Origin of the sequence: Ensifer sp. NM-2, assembly GCF_003024455.1 — a bacterium.
GTDB lineage: Bacteria > Pseudomonadota > Alphaproteobacteria > Rhizobiales > Rhizobiaceae > Ensifer > Ensifer canadensis.
The window spans coordinates 37,912-57,339 of sequence record NZ_PVZR01000011.1 but is presented as its reverse complement, the minus strand read 5'-3'; the positions used below and the strand labels follow the sequence as shown (position 1 = coordinate 57,339).

The 19,428-nt window shown below is 60.4% G+C and carries 18 protein-coding genes and 1 tRNA gene; 10 read left to right on the top strand and 9 right to left on the bottom strand.

Translation table 11 applies throughout. The features are described 5' to 3' along the window. Positions 1-4 precede the first annotated feature (4 nt). Positions 5-874: an ATP-binding protein gene (locus C6558_RS21335; RefSeq protein WP_025426862.1), complete on the bottom strand. Its 870-nt coding sequence runs from the start codon at positions 872-874 to the stop codon at positions 5-7. Between the two features lie 239 nt (positions 875-1,113). Here C6558_RS21335 and yajC point away from each other — a divergent pair, with 239 nt between their 5' ends. From yajC to C6558_RS21310, 5 genes are all read left to right on the top strand, one after another. Beyond that, the gene (gene yajC / locus C6558_RS21330) at positions 1,114-1,449 is read left to right on the top strand and encodes a preprotein translocase subunit YajC (RefSeq protein ID WP_025426863.1); all 336 of its coding nucleotides are present in this window, start codon (positions 1,114-1,116) and stop codon (positions 1,447-1,449) included. 50 nt (positions 1,450-1,499) lie between these two features. After that, entirely contained in the window at positions 1,500-4,070 is a 2,571-nt protein-coding gene (gene secDF, locus C6558_RS21325; RefSeq protein WP_057214180.1) for a protein translocase subunit SecDF, read from the top strand. 1 nt (position 4,071) lies between these two features. Beyond that, positions 4,072-4,458 (top strand): Mth938-like domain-containing protein, encoded by a 387-nt coding sequence (locus C6558_RS21320; protein WP_025426865.1) that lies wholly within the window; start codon positions 4,072-4,074, stop codon positions 4,456-4,458. Between the two features lie 22 nt (positions 4,459-4,480). Further along, positions 4,481-5,323, top strand: coding sequence for a phytoene/squalene synthase family protein (locus C6558_RS21315; protein ID WP_025426866.1), 843 nt, complete (start codon positions 4,481-4,483; stop codon positions 5,321-5,323). 230 nt (positions 5,324-5,553) lie between these two features. Next, positions 5,554-6,021, top strand: coding sequence for a hypothetical protein (locus C6558_RS21310; protein ID WP_025426867.1), 468 nt, complete (start codon positions 5,554-5,556; stop codon positions 6,019-6,021). 111 nt (positions 6,022-6,132) lie between these two features. Here the strand turns inward: C6558_RS21310 and trmFO are convergent, their stop codons facing one another. The 3 genes from trmFO to C6558_RS21295 all read right to left on the bottom strand — a co-directional run bounded on the left by trmFO (position 6,133) and on the right by C6558_RS21295 (position 8,390). Next, positions 6,133-7,551, bottom strand: coding sequence for a methylenetetrahydrofolate--tRNA-(uracil(54)-C(5))-methyltransferase (FADH(2)-oxidizing) TrmFO (gene trmFO, locus C6558_RS21305; RefSeq protein ID WP_025426868.1), 1,419 nt, complete (start codon positions 7,549-7,551; stop codon positions 6,133-6,135). Positions 7,552-7,660: 109 nt separating this feature from the next. Then, on the bottom strand, positions 7,661-7,804 hold the full coding sequence (locus tag C6558_RS21300) for a DUF1127 domain-containing protein (RefSeq protein ID WP_065781539.1): 144 nt from the start codon (positions 7,802-7,804) through the stop codon (positions 7,661-7,663). Positions 7,805-8,246: 442 nt separating this feature from the next. Then, positions 8,247-8,390, bottom strand: a complete 144-nt coding sequence (locus C6558_RS21295; protein WP_067698887.1) for a DUF1127 domain-containing protein — start codon at positions 8,388-8,390, stop codon at positions 8,247-8,249. A 940-nt stretch (positions 8,391-9,330) separates the two neighbouring features. Here C6558_RS21295 and C6558_RS21290 point away from each other — a divergent pair. The 4 genes from C6558_RS21290 to tig all read left to right on the top strand — a co-directional run bounded on the left by C6558_RS21290 (position 9,331) and on the right by tig (position 12,959). Beyond that, a complete protein-coding gene (locus C6558_RS21290) occupies positions 9,331-10,440 on the top strand; it encodes a DUF2157 domain-containing protein (RefSeq protein ID WP_057205027.1) in 1,110 nt (369 codons plus the stop codon). Beyond that, complete coding sequence (locus tag C6558_RS21285; protein WP_025426870.1) at positions 10,437-11,030, top strand: GDYXXLXY domain-containing protein; 594 nt, start codon at positions 10,437-10,439, stop codon at positions 11,028-11,030. Before C6558_RS21290 ends, C6558_RS21285 begins: the two co-directional genes overlap by 4 nt. 186 nt (positions 11,031-11,216) lie before the next feature. Continuing rightward, positions 11,217-11,301: transfer RNA gene (locus tag C6558_RS21280), tRNA-Leu, on the top strand. A gap of 179 nt (positions 11,302-11,480) precedes the next feature. Beyond that, complete coding sequence (tig, locus tag C6558_RS21275) at positions 11,481-12,959, top strand: trigger factor (protein ID WP_025426871.1); 1,479 nt, start codon at positions 11,481-11,483, stop codon at positions 12,957-12,959. A 106-nt stretch (positions 12,960-13,065) separates the two neighbouring features. On the opposite strand, the gene C6558_RS21270 is transcribed toward tig, so the two are convergent. Both C6558_RS21270 and sthA read right to left on the bottom strand, forming a co-directional pair. Next, positions 13,066-13,875, bottom strand: a complete 810-nt coding sequence (locus C6558_RS21270; RefSeq protein WP_084814396.1) for an endonuclease/exonuclease/phosphatase family protein — start codon at positions 13,873-13,875, stop codon at positions 13,066-13,068. A gap of 186 nt (positions 13,876-14,061) precedes the next feature. Continuing rightward, a complete protein-coding gene (gene sthA / locus C6558_RS21265) occupies positions 14,062-15,468 on the bottom strand; it encodes a Si-specific NAD(P)(+) transhydrogenase (RefSeq protein WP_025426873.1) in 1,407 nt (468 codons plus the stop codon). A gap of 217 nt (positions 15,469-15,685) precedes the next feature. On the opposite strand from sthA, the gene C6558_RS21260 reads away from it, so the two are divergent. Beyond that, the gene (locus C6558_RS21260; protein WP_038576918.1) at positions 15,686-16,714 is read left to right on the top strand and encodes a CorA family divalent cation transporter; all 1,029 of its coding nucleotides are present in this window, start codon (positions 15,686-15,688) and stop codon (positions 16,712-16,714) included. Between the two features lie 107 nt (positions 16,715-16,821). On the opposite strand, the gene radC is transcribed toward C6558_RS21260, so the two are convergent. From radC to sfsA, 3 genes are all read right to left on the bottom strand, one after another. Further along, positions 16,822-17,613: a DNA repair protein RadC gene (gene radC, locus C6558_RS21255; protein ID WP_025426875.1), complete on the bottom strand. Its 792-nt coding sequence runs from the start codon at positions 17,611-17,613 to the stop codon at positions 16,822-16,824. Beyond that, positions 17,610-18,449 carry a type I methionyl aminopeptidase gene (map, locus tag C6558_RS21250; RefSeq protein WP_057205024.1) on the bottom strand — a complete coding sequence of 280 codons (840 nt, stop codon included), beginning with the start codon at positions 18,447-18,449 and terminating at the stop codon, positions 17,610-17,612. The genes radC and map overlap by 4 nt, the downstream gene beginning before the upstream one ends. 229 nt (positions 18,450-18,678) lie before the next feature. After that, entirely contained in the window at positions 18,679-19,410 is a 732-nt protein-coding gene (sfsA, locus tag C6558_RS21245) for a DNA/RNA nuclease SfsA (protein WP_107027686.1), read from the bottom strand. Between the last annotated feature and the right edge of the window lie 18 nt (positions 19,411-19,428).

Genomic DNA, 19,428 nt, shown 5'->3' with positions numbered 1-19,428 from the left:
CGGCTTAGCCTTCCAGCCGGTGGCGCAGGCGACCGGCCAGATCCTGAATGAACTGCCAGGCGACGCGGCCGGACCTTGCTCCCCGCGTCGTCGACCATTCCAGCGCATCGGCGTGCAGAATATCCTTGTCCACCGCAAGGCCGTAGTGAGCCGCATAGCCGTCGATCATCGCCAGATAATCTTCCTGGCTGCATTTGTGGAAGCCGAGCCACAGTCCGAAGCGATCCGACAATGATACTTTCTCTTCGACTGCTTCCGATGGGTTGATGGCGGTCGATTGCTCGTTTTCCATCATGTGCCGCGGCAGAAGATGACGCCGGTTGGACGTGGCGTAGAGCAATACGTTGGTCGGACGCCCCTCGACGCCACCGTCGAGCACGGCTTTGAGCGACTTGTAGGACGTGTCGTCATGGTCGAAGGAAAGGTCGTCGCAGAAAACGATCACCGGCACCGGCGCGGATTTCAGGATTTCCATCAGCGCCGGTAGCGTCGCGATATCCTCGCGGTGAACCTCCACCAGCTTCACGGCGATGCCCGTATCGCGTGCGACCTGTGCGTGAACCGATTTGACCAGCGAGGATTTCCCCATGCCGCGCGCGCCCCACAGAAGCACGTTGTTTGCCGGATAACCTTCGGTAAAGCGCAACGTGTTGTCGACCAGGATATCACGCACGTGGTCGACGCCGGTGATCAGCGACAGTTCGATCCGGTTCGGTCTTTTGACCGGCTGCAAGTGGTGGCTTGCCGGCGCCCAGACGAAGCACTCTGCCGCGTCCCAATCGTTGGCAGCGGCAGCGGGGCCGGCGATGCGTTCGATCGCCGCGGAAAGCTTCTGCATTTCCTTGATGAGAACGTCGATCTTTGTTTCACTCATCGGTCCATCTCCGCTTGCTGAATCAGTCACTTGGCTTCGGTTTAACCGGGTAGCACGCAGGTTTGCGCTGGAAAAGGCCGCACTGGGTGGGAGAGGGGGTTCTCCTCTTGCCCAAATTATGTCAGAGGCACTGGAACGGATACGGGTGCCGTCGCTTTGCATTGCGGCTGCGCGCCCTTATATTCCGGCCGATTTGGCGCGGAGGAACCGCCGCATATTTTGAACTCAAGGAGTGATCGATGTTCATTACCGAAGCTTTTGCGCAGACAGCCGGCGCCCCGTCGACCGGCGGCGCGGACATCCTTATGTCCATTCTGCCCTTCCTGCTGATCTTTGTTGTTATGTATTTCCTCATCATTCGCCCGCAGCGTGCACAGATGAAGCGCCGCGACGAGCTGCTGAAGAACATCCGTCGCGGTGACCAGGTCGTGACCGGCGGCGGCATCGTCGGCAAGGTGACGAAGGTGGTCGACGATAGCGAGCTGGAAGTCGAAATTGCCGAAGGCATCAAGATTCGCGTCGTTCGCAGCGGCGTATCGGAAGTTCGCGTCAAGGGCGAACCCGTAAAGGAATAATCGAAGTCCAGCCACAACCGGATGTGTCCGGGAAACGGAGCGTTTGAGGCATGTCCAATCTGAAGCCGTTGAAGAGCGCTCTTGTTTGGCTGGCAGTGCTTTTGGGTGTCGCGCTCGCGATGCCGAACTTCCTGACGAAGGAACAGGCGGATGCGCTGCCTTCGTGGCTTCCGCACCGTCAGGTGGCGTTGGGGCTCGACCTCCAGGGTGGCTCGCATTTCATGCTGCAGGCCTCGCGCGAGGACATTCTCGCCGAGCGGCTTGAAGCGGTGACAAATGATGTCGGCAAAGCGCTGCGCGATGCCGACATTGCCTATTTCGGCCTGTCGGGCGAAGGTCAGTTGATCTCGCTGCGGGTTCGTGACCGAGCCAAGTTGCCGACAGCGCGTGCGGCGCTTGCTCCGCTCATGGCACCGGTGGAAACTGGTGGTCTGGTCAGCGACGAAGTTACCGAACTTGCCTTCGACAGCGCCGAGGCAGACGACTTGATCCGCCTTCGCCTGAGCGACGAAGGCATCGACTACAGGATGTCGCAGGCTCTGGCACAGACCATGGACGTCGTTCGGCGCCGGATTGCCGAAGTCGGGGTGGCAGACCCCCTGATCCAGCGCCGGGGTGATGATCGGCTTATCGTCCAGGTGCCGGGTCTGGCGGATCCGCAGCGCCTGAAGGACCTGCTTAGCCAGCGCGCCCGCGTTTCCTTCCAGATGCTGAATGTCGCCGTGCCCGTTGAGCAGGCTGTTGAAGCGCAGCCGCCGGCCGGCAGCGAAGTTCTTTATTCCTTCGACGATCCGCCGATACCCTATCTCGTCGAGAAGACCCGGCTGCTGTCGGGCGAAGACTTCACCGCCGCGCAGCCGGATATCGACGCGACAAGTGCCGAGGCGTCGGTCGCGATCAAGCTGACACCGGCGGCAACCGGCCGTGTTGCCGCACTTCAGGCAAAGGGCGCCGACCAGAAAGTCGCGATCATTCTCGACGACCAGGTCGTCGCTGCGCCGACACTTGCGGCTGCCGTCAAGGGCGATACGGCAATCATTACCGCCGATCTGCCGGAGGAGGGTGCCACCGATCTCGCAGCCCTCGTCAGAACCGGGCCACTACCGGCGACGTTGACTGTCGTCGAGGAGCGGACCGTCGGGCCGGGCGTGGGCGATGACGCGATCGGTGACGGCCTCAAGGCCGGCTTCATCGCTGCCGTTGCAGTCGCTGTTTCGATGATTTTCTTCTACGGCGTCTTCGGCATCTTCGCCGTCGCGGCTCTGGCCGTGAATCTCATTTTGATCATCGCCGCACTTTCACTCACCGGTGCGACGCTGACATTGCCGGGTATTGCCGCAATCATTCTGACCATCGGCGTGGCTGTCGATTCCAACGTTTTGATCTATGAGCGCATCCGCGAGGAAGCGCGCGGTGGTCAACCGCTGGTCCAATCGGTCAACAAGGGCTTTGCGCGCGCGTTCAGCAGCCTTTTCGATGCCAATCTAACGATGCTGATTGCCGGTGCGATCCTTTTCTACCTTGGGTCTGGTCCCGTGCGCGGCTTCGCCGTCACGCTTGCGATCGGCAGCTTCACGACCTTGTTTACCGCCTACACGATCACCCGCAGGATCGCCAAGGCCTGGCTGCGCGGCTGGAAGGCGCAGCATCTGCCGAAGGGTATTCGTACGGGACGCTTCAGCGATCTCGACATCCGCTTCATGGCGATCCGCAACCCGGTCTTCATCGTCATGGCCGCCTTGTCGGTTGCTTCCGTACTGCTGCTCGCAAGTCTCGGTCTCAATCTGGGGGTCGACTTCAAGGGTGGCTCGATCATCGAACTCGAAAGCAAGGCCGGCAATGTCGATATCGCCGATCTGCGCGTGCGGCTCGATGAGTTGAACCTCGGCGAAGTTCAGGTACAGCATCTGGGTTCTGGTAACGATGTCCTGGTGCGCGTGCCGTCACAGGAAGCCGGCGACAACGCCGAGCAGACCGCGATCGGCGTCATCCGGGCAGAGCTCAGCGACGAATATGCGTTCAAGCGCGTCGAAGTCGTCGGTCCGGTTGTCTCGGGCGAATTGACGCGCGCCGGCACTATTGGGCTTGCGGTCTCCTTTGCTGCGATCCTGCTTTACGTGTGGCTGCGCTTCGAATGGCGTTTCGCGCTCGGCGCCATCATCGCAACCCTGCACGACGTGCTGCTGACGATCGGCTTCCTGGTGATAACCGGCATCGAGTTCAATCTCGGCAGCATCGCCGCCGTTCTGACCATCGTCGGTTACTCCCTGAACGATACGGTCGTCATCTATGATCGTATCCGGGAGAACCTCGGCCGCTACAAGAAGATGCCGCTGTCGGTGTTGATCGACGCCTCGATCAACCAGACGCTGTCGCGCACGATCCTGACGGCGCTGACGACGGTGCTGGCGCTGGCGGCGCTCTACCTCTTCGGTGGCGGTCTTATCCGCTCTTTCAGCGTTACCCTCTTGTTTGGCGTCATCGTCGGCACGATCTCTTCGATCTATATCGCTGGTCCGATCCTCATTCTCTTCCGCAAGCGGACGGACCATTTCCAGGGCGGGGAGAATTCCTCCGGCCCGGGCGCCGGAGCGGCGCAAACGGCAAAGGGTTCAGTCTGAAATGCCCAAGGGTATCGAGATCCGCGAAGCGCATTTTCCGGGGCGCGCCCCGATCGATGCCTATGGCAATGGCGGCTTCCGCTTTGCCGATATGTCGCACCGCGGCTCCGTGCTGATGCTGCCATCGGGCGTCTATGCGTGGGACGTTGTTGAAGGCGATCCGTTGTTGGTCGAGAAGTTCCAGCGCGTGCTGGACGAAGCGAGTGACATCGAGGTGCTGTTGGTCGGCACCGGCCTCGATATCCGGCAACTGCCGGCCGAGCTGAAAACGGCCCTGCGTGCATTGAACATCTCGTCCGATCCGATGAGCACGGGAGCAGCTGTCAGAACCTACAACGTGATGCTGGCCGAAGCGCGTGCGGTCGCCGTCGCGCTGATTGCCGTCTGATCGCGGCCAGGGGAAGACTTGCGTGCAAGACATTGATGCCCAGATCCTGACCGACCTCAGGGACACGGATCGCGACCGTTACCTCGCCTGTCTGCTGGCGCCGGTGGCCAGCCAGCCGTCACTCGCTCCGCTCTATGCCTTCAACGCCGAGCTCGCCCGCATTCGCGAACTCGTGCACGAGCCCATCCCCGGTGAAATCCGAATGCAATGGTGGCGGGAGCTGTTGGAGAACGAAGCGGCGACGGGCGAGGGGCATCCGCTCGCGCGGGCGTTGCTCGCGTGCATTCGTAAGCATCGGCTTCCGATCGCTGTATTTCAGAACATGATCGATGCACGGATCTTCGACCTCTACGATGATCCGATGGAGGACAGGGCGGCGTTCGAAGGTTACGCCGGCGAGACCGCCTCGGCGCTCATTCAGCTGTCGTCGCTCGTCCTCGATCCGCAGAACGCCGCAAGGTCTGCGGAGGCAGCCGGTCATGCCGGCGTCGCGCAGACCGTCGCAGGCCTGCTTCTGCTCCTGCCGCAACATTCCCGCCGCGGCCAGGTCTATCTGCCGGCCGAGCTTCTGCGAGCAACCGGGCTTGACCGCGAAGCGCTGCTCGCCGGAGAAGACGGGCAAGCAATCGGGCGGGCGATCCGGGCCTTCGCCGGTTTCGGCCGCGATCATCTGGCCAAGGCGCGCGCCCGGCTCGACACGATCTCACCCGACAATTTCGCCGCCTTCGTTCCCCTGGCCCTCGCCGAGCCGATCTTCAATCGCGCGGATGCTGTCGGCGCAGAGTTGCTGCGCAATCCGATAAGGCCGGCGCAATGGCGGCGGCAGTGGTGGATGTGGTGGGCGAGCAGGCGCAAGCGGTTTTGAAGCCGGCCGCGCAAATGTGTTCAATGGCTTTGCTATAACGACCTGCACAAAAACCAGAGCTTGAAGCGAAGTCAAACGTTAGCGAAAGATGGCGGCGCGCTTTGGTGCCGAGACCTGCGCGGCATGTTGTAGGCCAGCTAGCCACGGCACGAGGCTGGTCAAATTGGCGCAAGGCTCGCATCGTATAAACACACCCTATCGACTCATTACCGACTTAGGGGGCCTGTCTGATGCTCTGGCTGCTTTTCATCATCATCGCCATTCTCGCCGGCGCCTTCTACATGTGGATGAACGCACGGGCCGAGCGGGATTGGGACGATCCGGATGCTGGCTCGGCAATGGTCGAGTTCGGGCGCGCCTTTCCGGACGAAGCGATCCGTGCACTTCATTCGACGGCGGACCGCAAGGCAATTTTTCTGCGGCTGCATGACGGCAAGGCTGGTTTCATCCAGTCGCACGGCACGCATTATGTCTGCCACGTCATTCAGCCGGGAAAAGTCCGGGTCAACAGTTCGGACAGCGGCCGCGGTCTGATTGTCCATTTCCCTGATTTCGCCTATCTCGACAACGCGTTCGAATTTCACAACGCTGCCGAGGCGGCCGAGGTATCGTTGTGGCTGTTGGGCAGTTTCAGCCCGAAGTCCGAGTTTACGGCAGACGAGGCAAATGTGCCGTCTTCGGCGCAGGCGAGCGAATAGCCGGCGCTCCGCTAGCAAACGCTGCGGGCATTCATGACATCAGTTTAGTTCTGTAAAAGGAAAGCCCTCGCAAACCGGAGTGGATCCGGTTTGCGAGGAAATGTTTGGCTCTCAGGCGCATCCGTTCAGCCAGGCGGCGCAGTCGCCGAGCGCTCGGGCGGCCGTGGCCTGTTTCTTCGCTGCGGCCTTTTCCTTGCCGCGGAAGCGCTTGGCGCCTTCGGGCTTGATGATGGCGCCGGGTTCCAGCGGCGGGAACAGGCCGAAGTTGACGTTCATTGGCTGGAACGAACGTTTGCCCGGCTCGTCGTCGGAAACGATGTGACCGCCGGTGATGTGGTTGAGCAGCGCGCCGAAGGCCGTCGTTGCCGGCGGTGCAGCCAAAGTTTCACCCTTGCGTTCCGCCGCGGCGAACCTGCCGGCCAGCAAGCCGATGCTTGCGCTCTCGACATAACCCTCGCAGCCAGTGATCTGACCGGCAAAGCGCAGGCCTGGCCGCGACTTGAGAGTTAGTGTGCCGTCGAGCAGGGTCGGCGAGTTGATATAGGTGTTGCGGTGCAGGCCGCCGAGGCGCGCGAACTCGGCGTTCTCGAGACCGGGGATCATCCGGAAGACTTCCGCCTGCGCGCCATACTTCAGCTTCGTCTGGAAACCGACCATGTTGTAGAGCGTGCCGAGCGCATTGTCCTGACGAAGCTGGACGACGGCATAGGCCTTGACCGTCGGATTGTGGGCGTTGGTGAGCCCCATCGGTTTCATCGGTCCGTAGCGAAGCGTCTCGCGTCCGCGCTCCGCCATCACCTCGATCGGCAGGCAGCCATCGAAGTAAGGCGTGCCTTCCCACTCCTTGAAGCCGGTCTTGTCGCCGGCCACGAGTGCGTCGATGAAGGCGTTGTACTGCTCTTCGTTCATCGGGCAGTTGATATAGTCCTTGCCCGTACCGCCGGGGCCGACCTTGTCATAGCGTGATTGGTACCAGCAGATGTCCATGTCGATCGTCTCGGTATAGACGATCGGCGCGATGGCGTCGAAGAAGGCAAGCGCATCAGCGCCCGTTTCCTGGCGGATCGATTCGGCGAGATCAGGCGCTGTCAGCGGACCGGTTGCAATTACTGCAAGGTCCCATTCCTTCGGCGGCAGGCCGCGGATTTCTTCGCGTACCACGGTGATCAGCGGATGGCCGTCGATCGCCGCGGTGACGGCGTCGGAGAAGCCGTCGCGGTCGACGGCAAGCGCGCCGCCGGCCGGAACCTGGTTGGCATCGGCCGCCTTCATGATCAGCGAGCCTGCAAGGCGCATTTCGGCGTGGAGTACGCCGACGGCATTGCTGGTCGCATCATCGGAGCGGAACGAGTTGGAACAGACGAGTTCGGCAAGGCCGTCCGTCTTATGTGCATCGGTGCCGCGGACGCCGCGCATCTCGTGCAGCACGACCGGAACGCCGGCCTCGGCGATCTGCCAGGCCGCTTCGGAGCCGGCAAGGCCGCCGCCGATGACATGAATGGGAGAGTGGGAGGAGGTGTCTTTGCTCATGGTCGGCTTCCTACCATGCTCGTCCTGTCGTTCCAACCGTCGTTGCGCCGGGAACAAACGAAAACGGCGCCTGAAGGCGCCGTCTTGGAAGTCTGGTCGTTCGTTCCGATTAACGGAAGGAACGCGATGCGATGTTGCGGATATCGTAGCGGGTGATGCCGATGTCATTGAGAGCGTGGTTCGACAGGTTGCCGAGCTCGCTAACGGTGCGGCGGTAGTTAATCCAGCTTTTTGCGATACGAATCGGGTTCATGACTTTTTCCTCAAGATCGGTTTGTCGCGACAGCCATCTGTCTGCGTCGTTGAGGTTCTTATACGCTTGTCTAATTGGAAGGTGGAGTGCAAAGAAAATGCAGCTGCTATGCATTTGTGCAGTGCATCGCCAAATTGCTGGGCAACATTTGCACCCGCTCGAAAACGCGCCATCACTTAAAGATTGATTAAAGTGCGTGCGCGGCCCGTTAAGGATTTGTAATCGCGCTATTTTCTGCGCGGATGCCCGACGGTGTCGCCGCGGTTCCCAGCTTCAATCCAGGCACGATTGCTTGGCTATAAGCAGAACTCGATCGGTGACGCGCTTTCGCAATTGCGAAGGTGATTTTGCGGCAGCATTTCGACAACGAAAAACGCCCCCCGGAATGAACCGGAGGGCGTTGGTAATGTCCGGCGCGCTGCGCGAAGCAGCGCTCCTGGAATTACTTGATGGCCTGACGTGCAACGTACTGGATGTCGCCGCGGCCGATGCCGAGGTCGCTCAGTTCCCGGTCGCTCATGCGGCCGAGTTCGTTGCAGGTCTGACGATACTTGCGCCAATTGTTGAAAGAGCGTGCGAGGTTCATGATCCTATCCTTTCTAGGGTCGTGTGCCAGCGCTTATCTCTCGGCTGGCCGTCATCTGATGACCCGAAATATAATCGATTTTAGCAGAAGTTACAGAGATAATGCTGCATCGCACCCATGCAGCTATTGCAAGTCTCATTCTGGCCGGGATGTCGACGCCATACCACCAATGTGCTGCCGGATGCCGACAGAACCGTAAGAGACTGCAGAGAGAAGAGGATGGCTGAATCAAACAACGCCCGCTGGGGGAGGAGATCCAGCGAGCGTCGTTTTATTCTGATCGGCAACTGGGAGGAGGAGTGCTGCCAATCCAAATCGAGGGGCGCTGGGAGGAGGAGTGCGCCGCCCCGATCGATGAGTTGAAGGTACTTCAGTCTGCCGAATTTGGGTAGATCAGTTGCCTCATGGCACCTATGCATGCGGCGCATACCTCGATGTGAAGTCGACAGATATCTGCGCAAATATTGTGCAATTGCTTCGCTTGGTCGCGATGGATGAAAAACGGGGGGGCTGAAAAGAAATAACGCCCGCTGGGGGAGGAGGTCCAGCGAGCGTCATTGAAGGTGATTGGCAACTGGGAGGAGGAGTGTTGCCAATCGTATCGGAGGGGCGCTGGGAGGAGGAGTGCGCCGCTCCGAATTCCATCGAACTTTCGTCCGGGTCTTTCCCGGCACTCCGGGGCGGTTGACCATTGCCGCTAGCGTCCGCTTGGCTGTTTGCCTTCGTTCGCTTCTGATGATTTGAATATAGGGTGTTTAAATCGATTTGTGCAGTGCAATATCCGCATGGAAGATATGCGCATTGCGCAAGCCGTCAGATCCTGGCGGACCAACGTCTGGTCCGAGCGATCGAATGGTTGTGTTTTTCCGCCATTGCGTGATTAGGTAAGCGCCTCGGTTTTTGTCTTCAAGGGCAGGGCCGCCGAAGGAGGTGGGGCAGCATGTATCGCGGTCGTCTGGAAAAGGACTTCAAGCATTGGGTTGGCATGGGGCTTCTGCCGGAGGCTTCCGCGCGACAGATGCTTGCGGAGTATGATGGTCGCGAATCCACCTTTCGGGCGGGGCGTGTTCTGCTGGTGCTCGCCGCCCTGCTGCTGTCGGCCTCCGTCCTGCTGCTTGTCGCGGCCAATTGGGAAGCACTGCCGCGTCTTGCCCGCCTGATCGGTATTGTCGCCTTGATCTGGGGCTTTCATCTTGCCGGTGCGTTGCTTCTCCGGCGAGGCAATGGCGGCCTGGCCGCGGCGGCTCTGGTGCTGGCGGCGATGTCGTTTGGTGCCGGCATTGCCCTGGTCGGGCAGATGTATCATCTCTCGGGTGATGCAGCCGATGCGATCCTGCTCTGGATCGCCGGCGCTTGCGTGACGGCGCTCGCCTTTCGATCGGCGGCTGTCACAACAGTGTGCGGCGGGCTGGCCTGGGCCTATTTCCTGACGTTGCTGTCGGAGGGCGGTCTTGGCGATATCGTCGAATGGCAGACCTGGCTCGTCCCGGCGCTCGCCATCCTCGTGGTCATTCTGGTGCGTGTGACGGATGCAGGTCGCGCGCGGCACCTCGCCTATCTTCTCGTCACGGGATGGCTGATTTGGCTCTATATCGAGAACTCGTCCTTGGGTTTTGCCGGCACGCTGGCAGGCGGCGGCATTGTCGCCTTCCTTGCGGCAGCCATGCCGGGCTCGCCGCTTCGCCCCATCGCGCTTGAAGCCGGCTCCGCGCCCGCATTCTATTCCTTCGCCTTGGCACTCATCGGTTTCTCGGTGCTGCAGTTTGAAGCTGACGGTTTGACCAGTGAAGTGGCCGCCGGCGCGGCCGTGCTCATCGTCGCTCTGCTTGGGATCGCACTTGCCGGCGCGCAGAACGGGGCAGTGCGTTACCTCGGTTATGCGGCGTTTGCTGGTGAACTTCTCTATCTCGCATTCGAGACGCTGGGCTCAATGCTCGGAACCTCGGGCTTCTTCCTGATTTCCGGCCTGCTGGTGGCGGCGATCGCCTGGCTGGTGATCCGGATCGAAGGGCGCCTGATGCGGACGCGACGCGAGGAGGTTTCGCCATGACTGGTCTCTCGCCAAAGCGTCGCTGGTTGCCGCCGCTCATCGCCGCGCTGATTGCCGCCGTCCTTCAGACGGCAGCGCTTGGCTACATGGTCGAAAGCCGGGCTTCGATCCTGCGCAACGGCAAGGAAGTCCTGCTGAAGACCGTGCCGGTTGATCCGAGGGATCTGCTGCGCGGCGACTACGTCATCCTGAGCTATGACATTTCCTGGCTGCCGCCGGCACTTTTCAAGGACGGATTGCCGACGGCGCCGGCGGAAGCGACGGTTTTCGTGCGTCTGGCAAAACAACCGGACGGCTTCTGGGGTGCGGCGCAAGCGTCCTTCAAGCCCCTTGCGCCGACGGATGACAGTGTCGTGCTTCAATCGCAACCGTTCACCTATTACCCTTCGTCGAGTGAAAACCCGTCATCGATAAACGTCGCATATGGCATCGAGCGATTCTATGTTCCGGAGGGCGAGGGCCGGGTGCTGGAGCAAGCGCGCAATGCCGAGGCGCTTTCGGTCAATGTTCGCGTCAATAATGCGGGGCGCGCACAGATAAGGCAGATCGCCGTCGAAGGCACGCCTGTCTACGAAGAGACGCTCTATTGACCGCTTGCTGCGGGATCGGATCGATCTGTCGTGGGTAACCGCATTTTCCCTTTGATCCCGCGAAAACGAGTGATATAGAGACGCCGCGCTCGGGAAAGCCCTGAACCTCAGCATGCCCATTCTATCTGCGGTATTTCCGTTGGTTGGTCTTGCGGGAATACGATCAGGCGGTGCGATTGTCTGAACGCGGGTATGGTGAAATTGGTAGACACGCCAGATTTAGGTTCTGGTGCCGCAAGGCGTGGGAGTTCAAGTCTCTCTACCCGCACCAAGACAAGCATCGCGCCAAAAGTCCGGATTCTGCTATGATGAAGGGGGCTGGAGTGCCATTTTGCTTGCAAAACGGTTACGGAACTGCGTAAAGCCACTCCCGGCAAATGGATCGGCTCACGTGCTCGCCAGACCTTTCTAAGGGGAAGAGCACAGTCAACGTGAAATGAAGGTTTGAACATGCAGGTTATCGAAACGCTCGCTCAAGGGCTGAAGCGCGAACTCAAGGTCGTTATCCCGGCCAAGGACATGGAAGCTCGGATGAACGAGCGTCTGGCCGAAGTGAAGGACCGTGTGAAGATCAACGGCTTCCGGCCGGGCAAGGTGCCGTTCGCGCATCTGAAGAAGGTCTATGGCAAGTCGATCATGGCAGATCTCGTCAACGAGATCGTCCGCGAAAAGCCGACCGAGATCCTTTCGGGCCGTGGCGAGAAGTCGGCGACCCAGCCGGAAATCGCGATGACCGAGGACGAGTCCGAAGCCGACAAGATCCTCAACGCTGAGGCTGACCTCGAGTTCACCGTCGCTTACGAAATCATCCCGGCGATCGAACTCAAGGACGTCAGCGGCATCAAGGTGACGCGCGAAGTCGTCGAGATCGCCGAAGACGAAGTCAACGAGCAGATCCTGCGTATCGCTGAAAGCGCTCGCACCTACGAATCGAAGAAGGGCAAGGCCGCCAACGGCGACCGCGTCACCATCGACTACCTCGGCAAGGTTGACGGCGAAGCCTTCGACGGCGGCAAGGACGAAGACGCAGAACTCGTTCTCGGCTCCAACCGCTTCATCCCGGGCTTCGAAGAGCAGCTCGTCGGCGTCAAGGCTGGCGACGAGAAGACCATCACCGTGACGTTCCCGGCCGATTACCCGGCAGCGAACCTCGCTGGCAAGGAAGCCACCTTCGACATCACCGTCAAGGACGTTGCTTCGGCCCAGGACATCGAAATCAACGACGAACTGGCCACCAAGCTCGGCCTCGAATCGGCTGACAAGCTGAAGGAAATCGTTCGCGGCCAGATCGAGAGCCAGTACGGCTCGCTGACCCGCCAGAAGGTGAAGCGTCAGATCCTCGACCAGCTCGACGAACTCTACCAGTTCGATACGCCGGAGCGCCTCGTCGAAGCCGAATTCGAAAACATCTGGCGTCAGATCAACACCGATCTGCAGCAGGCCGGCAAGACCTTCGCTGACGAAGAAACCACCGAAGAAGAAGCACGCGCCGAATACCGCAAGCTCGCTGAGCGTCGCGTTCGCCTCGGCCTCGTTCTCTCGGAAATCGGCGAAAAGGCCGGCGTTCAGGTCAGCGACGACGAACTGCAGCGTTCGCTGTTCGAACAGCTCCGCCAGTTCCCGGGCCAGGAAAAGCAGATCCTCGACTACTTCAAGAACACGCCTGGTGCCGCCGCTTCGCTGCGCGCTCCGCTGTTCGAAGAGAAGGTTGTCGATCACCTGCTCTCCGAGATCTCGGTAACCGACAAGACGGTTTCCAAGGAAGAGCTGACGGCTGACGACGAAGAAACCGAAGGCAAGGCTGCCAAGAAGGCTCCGGCCAAGAAGAAGGCCGCTGCCAAGGCTGACGCCGCTGAAGGCGAAGAAGCCGCTGCTCCGAAGAAGAAGGCTCCGGCCAAGAAAAAGGCTGCTGACGACAGCGCCGAGTAATCACTTCTTCGATTGCTTACAAATTGAGGCCCTGCCGTTTACGGCGGGGCCTTTTCTGTTGGGGAAATGTTTGTCGTGCGTGGTGGGTGCACAGAGACGTTTTGCTTTACCGAAGATCGAGCAGCAACGCCCGGTGATCCGAGACTTCCGGTTGTTCGACAACGTCGAAGCTGATGACATCGACATCCGGCGTGGCCAGCATGTAATCGGCGTAACGCCCTGATTTGCCGTAGTGCGATGTGCGTGTATCCGTGTGACCTCGACCGGTGACGAGATCGGACAGGCCGAGACTGCCGAGCGCCGCAAAGGTTGCGCTTTCAGGCAGGACATTGAAATCGCCGCAGACGACGAGCCTTTCGTTTCCGGGCCAAATGCGGCCGATAAGTTGTACCAGCGCATCCGCCTGCGCCTGCCGCTCCGGCGTGTCGCCCTTGCCGTTCGTGGTCCGCAGGCCGTGCATCTGCGCGATGGTTATGGAAAAGCCATGCTCATAGTTGAAGAGGCGGAGGCAGTGGGCATTTCGGGCGCGCGGATGTTCGCCCCAACCGTCGGGCGAAAACTCGCCATGGACGAAATCGAGCGCCTGGCCGATGACGGGAAAGGATTTGCGCACGAATGTCGCCAATCCGAATTCGGAATGGACCATACGATCGCCATCGGAAAGCTCGCCTCTCGACGTCGGGCAGAAATACCCGTCATGATCAGGCAGGGCTGCGCAGATCTCGTCGAAGAGATTGGCGCGCTGCGGCAGCTCGACATCGCGATCGCGGTAAAGGAGCCACTCTGACCTCGTCTCCGGAGAGCGCACGACCTCCTGCAGACACAGGATGTCTGCGTTGACTTCGACAAGATACGGTATCAGCGGCGCATGCAGCTTGCCGCCCCAGGCATTCTGGGAGAGGATGCGTAGTGCCATGCTCAATCGCTCGCCAAAACACGGCCCGACGATGCGCAGCATATTCGGGCCGTATGCGTGAAAACGAAGCCCAGGCCGATCACTTGATGCCGTTCTCAAGTGGCCGGATTTGGCGACGTCAGGGCGGCGAGGCTATCTGATTCGCGGCGGTTTGTTCGGGGCCGACCTGGCCGGCCTCGCGGCATTTTAAGCCGTCGGCTTGATCTCGCCCATGCGGTTCCAGGCGTCGAGGCCGGCAATCTTGTAGGCTTCGGCAAGCGTCGGATAGTTGAACGTGTTCTCGACAAAGTACTCGACGGTGCCCTTGAGGTTCAGCACGGCCTGGCCGATATGAACCAGCTCGGTCGCGCCTTCACCGAGGATGTGCACGCCGAGCAGGCGGCGCGTCTTTAGCGAAAAGATCATCTTCAAAAGACCGGAGTCGAGCCCCATGATGTGGCCGCGCGAGGTTTCGCGAAAGCGCGCAATGCCGCATTCATAGGCAATGCCGCGCTCCTTGACCTCCTCTTCTGAAAGGCCGCAGGTGGAGATTTCCGGAACGGCATAGATGCCGTAAGGGAAGTATTTTTGCGGCTCCATGGCGATGGCGCCGACTGCGACGCGAGCAGCAATGCGTCCCTGTTCCATCGAAGTCGAGGCAAGGCTCGGGAAGCCGACCACGTCGCCGGCGGCGTAGATGTTGGGCACTGAGGTCTGGAAGGTTTCGGGATTGACCTTGAGCCGACCGCGGCTGTCGGCTTCGAGCCCGGCGGCCGGAAGATTGAGCGTGTCGGTCGCGCCCATGCGGCCGGCGGCAAAGAGCACCATGTCGGTCACGATCCTGCGGCCGTTGTCGAGCGTCAGCAGAACCTTACCATCGTCGAGCCGTTCGACCTTTTCCGCCTTCTGCCCGAGATGGAGTTTCATGTTGCGGTCGCGCAATTGATAGGTGAAGTCCTCGACAATCTCCTTGTCGATGAAGTCGAGCATCGTCGTCTTCGGGTCGATCACCGTCACTTGCGTGTCTAGCGCACTGAATATCGTCGCATATTCGATGCCGACGACGCCGGCGCCGATCACCACGAGCGAGCGCGGCAACTGCGAGATATCGAGCAGCTCGTCGCTGTCGAGCACGGTCTTGCCGTCGAAGGGCATGTAGTCCGGACGGAATGGCTTCGTGCCGACGGCAAGCATGATGCTGGTCGCCGAAACGAGCAAAGTCTCGCCGTCGTCCTTGACCACTTCAAGCGTGGTCTGATCGACGAAACTTGCCTTGCCGCGCATCTGCTGCACGCGGTTGCGGGCAAACTGGTGTTCGAGAACCTCAACCTCATGATTGAGGGTGATGATCAGTCGCTGGCGCAGATCCTCGGCGCTGATCTCCTCCTTGACGCGGTAAGAGCGGCCGTAAAAGCCGCGTTCGCGCCAACCCGAGAGATTGAGCGCCGTTTCGCGCAGGGTCTTCGACGGGATCGTGCCCGTGTGCACGGAAACGCCGCCGACGCGTTTGCCCTGTTCGATGACGAGAACCTTCTTGCCGAGCTTGGCGGCCTGGATGGCGCCACGGCGGCCGGCGGGTCCGCTTCCGACGACGATGAGATCGAACTGGTTCATGGGCATTTCCGTAAAAAAGGAAGAATCGTTGTGCGCTGCGAAAAGTCTCGCTCGCATGCGTCTATATCGTCAATCGCACAGTTTGATGAAGTGGTTTTCGTCTTTGAAACCTGTTGGGTGCGAATATGACGAAATACGCGTATGCTCGATGACCCAATAGCATACCGGTGCATGGAATTCATGCGGGCATGGGAGGTCTTCTATGGCGTTCGACCTGATGAACGAGCCAAGCTCGGACTATTCGCGCACCACGGAACCGCCGCATGGGGAGGACAGGCAGGGCGTGATCGCCGCTGCGGTCTACGAAAACGGCGTGCGCATCCAGGACATTCAGGTGGAAGATGCGAGCAAATGGCGAAACCGCCCGAATGCCGTCATCTGGATCGGTCTCCATGAACCGGATGCTGCGTTGCTTCGCCAGGTGCAGCGCGAGTTCGATCTGCATGACCTGGCGATCGAAGACGCCTGCAAGGCGCATCAACGTCCTAAACTTGAGATCTATGGCGATTCGATTTTCGTCGTTGCCCGCACCGCTCATATGGTCGGAGTCGAAATCGCGTTCGGCGAAACGCATCTCTTCGTCGGGCGCGGCTACGTCGTCTCGGTTCGCCACGGCGCCTCGACCTCCTATATGGCCGTGCGGCAGCGATGCGAAGCGTCACCCGCTGCCCTTGCTCATGGTGAGAACTATATCCTGTATTCGATCCTCGATTTCATCGTCGACAATTACATGCCGGTAATCGAGGCCATTCACGAGGAAGTCGAACGGCTCGAGGATCGTCTGCTTCGCCAACGGCTGGAGAAGGCGGATATCGAACGGCTCTATCTGCTCCGGCGCAACCTGCTCAGGCTTCGCAATGCCGCCGTGCCGCTGGTCGATGTCTGCCGGCGGCACGAGCATATCGATCTGCCCGGCATGGAGGCGGCACTGCAACCGCTGTTTCGCGATGTGACCGACCATGTCCGCCGCGTGCAGGAAGATATCGATGCGTTGCGCGAGGTTCTGGCCTTCACCTTTGAAGCCAGCTTGATGATCGGCCAATCCGAGCAGACGGAGATCTCCCGCAAGCTTGCCTCCTGGGCAGCTATCCTTGCAGTGCCGACGGCAATTGCCGGTATCTACGGGATGAACTTCGACGACATGCCGGAGCTTAAATTCCGCTACGGTTATTTCGTGGTGCTGGCCGTGATCATCGGGCTCTGCCTGACGCTGTATCGCTTCTTCCGCCGCGCCCGATGGCTTTGATTGCAAAGCCCGGCGGCTAGAGCATTTCCAGGAAAAGTGCGAAGCGGTTTTCCATCAGGAAATGCGTAAAAAAGCGTTTGTGCGATTCCGTCCAAATCGGAAACGCTCTAGAAGAGGCGCAGCCCCTTCAGGCTTACATGGCCGTCCTTGCCGATGATGATGTGATCGTGCACCGCAATGCCGAGCGGCTTGGCTGTCTCGACGATCAGCTTGGTCATGTCGATATCCGCCCGCGACGGCGTGGGGTCGCCTGAGGGGTGATTATGCGCAAGGATGATCGCGGTTGCCGACAATTCGAGTGCGCGCTTGACGACCTCGCGCGGATAGACAGGCGTGTGGTCGATCGTGCCCGTCTGCTGGACCTCGTCGGCAATCAACGCATTACGCTTGTCGAGGAATAATATCCGGAATTGCTCCTTGGTCTCATAGGCCATAGCCGCGTGGCAATATTCGATCACCGCCGACCAGGACGAGAGAATGTGCTTCTTGCGCAGGTCACTCTTCAGCGTTCGGTGCCCGATCGTCGAGACGAGCTTCAGGTCGAGCGCGACCGATTCGCCAACACCCTTGACCTCCTGCAGCAACGGGAGCGGTGCGCCGAATACACCGGCAAGCGTGCCAAAGCGCGTCAGCAGCGCCTTGGCAATCGGCTTGGTATCCTTGCGCGGGATAAGCCGGAACAGCAGCATTTCGAGGAGTTCGTAGTCGGCAAGCGCGGCGTCGCCGTGCTCGCGATACCGTGTTCGCAGCCGATCACGGTGGCCAAGATAGTGCGCCTCGACCGCCTGAGCTGCCGCGTCTGAGACATGCGCGTCCTGCGGCTGCAGATCCGCAAAAAACGACCGTTCGTCCGCCGGCTGCGTCGCATCGCCTGCGGATGAGCGGGAGTTTTTCTTCATGCGGCGCCCATGGCGGCCATGTCAGGCTTGAAGAGGCCGGCCGGCGAGAGCGTGAAGATCTCGCAGCCATCAGCCGTGACGCCGACCGTATGCTCGTACTGCGCCGAGAGAGAACGGTCGCGTGTTACCGCCGTCCAGCCATCGGCAAGCACCTTCACGTGCGGGCGACCGAGATTGATCATCGGCTCGATGGTGAAGATCATGCCTTCGCGCAGTTCCGGCCCCTCGTTGGCGCGGCCGTAATGCAGGATGTTGGGAGCGTCGTGGAAAAGCCGGCCGACGCCGTGTCCGCAGAAGTCGCGTACGACCGAGCACCGTTCGGCTTCGGCATAGGCCTGGATGGCTTCGCCGATCGCGCCGGTGCGGGCGCCAGGACGCACGGCGGCAATGCCGCGCATCAGGCACTCATGCGTCACGTCGAGAAGCCGCTCGGCGGCACGTTTGATCTCGCCGACCGGATACATGCGGCTGGAATCGCCGTGCCAGCCATCGATCACATAGGTCACGTCGATATTGACGATATCGCCGTCGCGAAGCGGCTTGTCGTTCGGAATACCGTGGCAGACAACGTGGTTGATCGAGGTGCAGGACGACTTGGTATAGCCGCGGTAGTTCAGCGTTGCCGGAAGCGCGCCGTTGTCCATGCCGAACTCGAAGACGAAGCGGTCGATCTCCTCGGTCGTCACCCCGGGCCGAACGCGCGACACCAGTTCGTCGAGGCAACGCGCCGTCACCTGACAGGCCTTGCGCATACCTTCGAACCCCTCCGGTCCGTAGAGGCGGATGACGCCGGTGTTCTTATAGGGCGCGGACCCTGCCTCGATGTAAGTCACCATTCCAGAACTTTCAGTTGTTTCCTGTCGAATTTCATAATCCAGCAGGGGCAGCCTCGTCCACTGCCGTGCACCTTGAGGGACTGATATAGGGCGCAGCGCACAGTATTTCGCAGCCGCGATCTTCCGCTAAGCAGATCGGCAAGCCTAACGCGGATCAATGCCTGCGCCTATCCGTAGAATGTTGCAGGTTGCTAAGGGTTGGCGATGCCGTGCGTGCCAAATCGGTAACTCAGGCGAAGTTGCGAATAGCGCTGGCACCTGCCTCATCGATTGCGATCAAGCCGATCGGTGCTATCTCGGAGGGCGATACCAGGCATTTCACCGCATAGGCCTCGACACCTCTGGTCATGGCACGATCGAAGGCAGCGGCATATACAGGGGCGTAGTCGCGGCAGATCTGCAGGTGATCGCAATCGCTGCGCTGCACTAGGTAGACCATGATCGCGCGATGGCCGGCTTCGACCATGTCTCCCAGTTCTTCGAGGTGCTTGGCGCCACGTGCAGTCGGGCTGTCGGGAAACTCGGCCACGCCAGGGTTGCGACTGAAATGCACATTCTTCACCTCGACATAGGCAAGACCGCGCAGGCTGTCGCTCAAGAGAATGTCGATTCGCGAATTGCGCCCGTATTTCTGCTCGCGGGCGAGGTTCTCGTAGAGATGAAGGTCGGCGACAAGTCCGAGCCGAATGGCCTCTTCCGCCAGACGGTTGGGCAGGCCGGTGTTGATGCCGACCAGCGTACCATCCGCCTCGACGATTTCGAGCATCTGCCGGTACTTGCGCGTCGGGCTATCATGCTCCGACATCCAGATGCGCGAACCCGGCGTCGTCAGTCCGCGCATCGACCCGGTGTTGGGGCATGAGCCGGTCAATGCCGTACCATCGGCGAGGAGAGCGTCGAATAGAAAGCGTTTGTAGCGCTGCACGAGCGTGGCGGGCACGAGTGGCCGATCGAAAATCAAGATCTGTTCACACTTTGG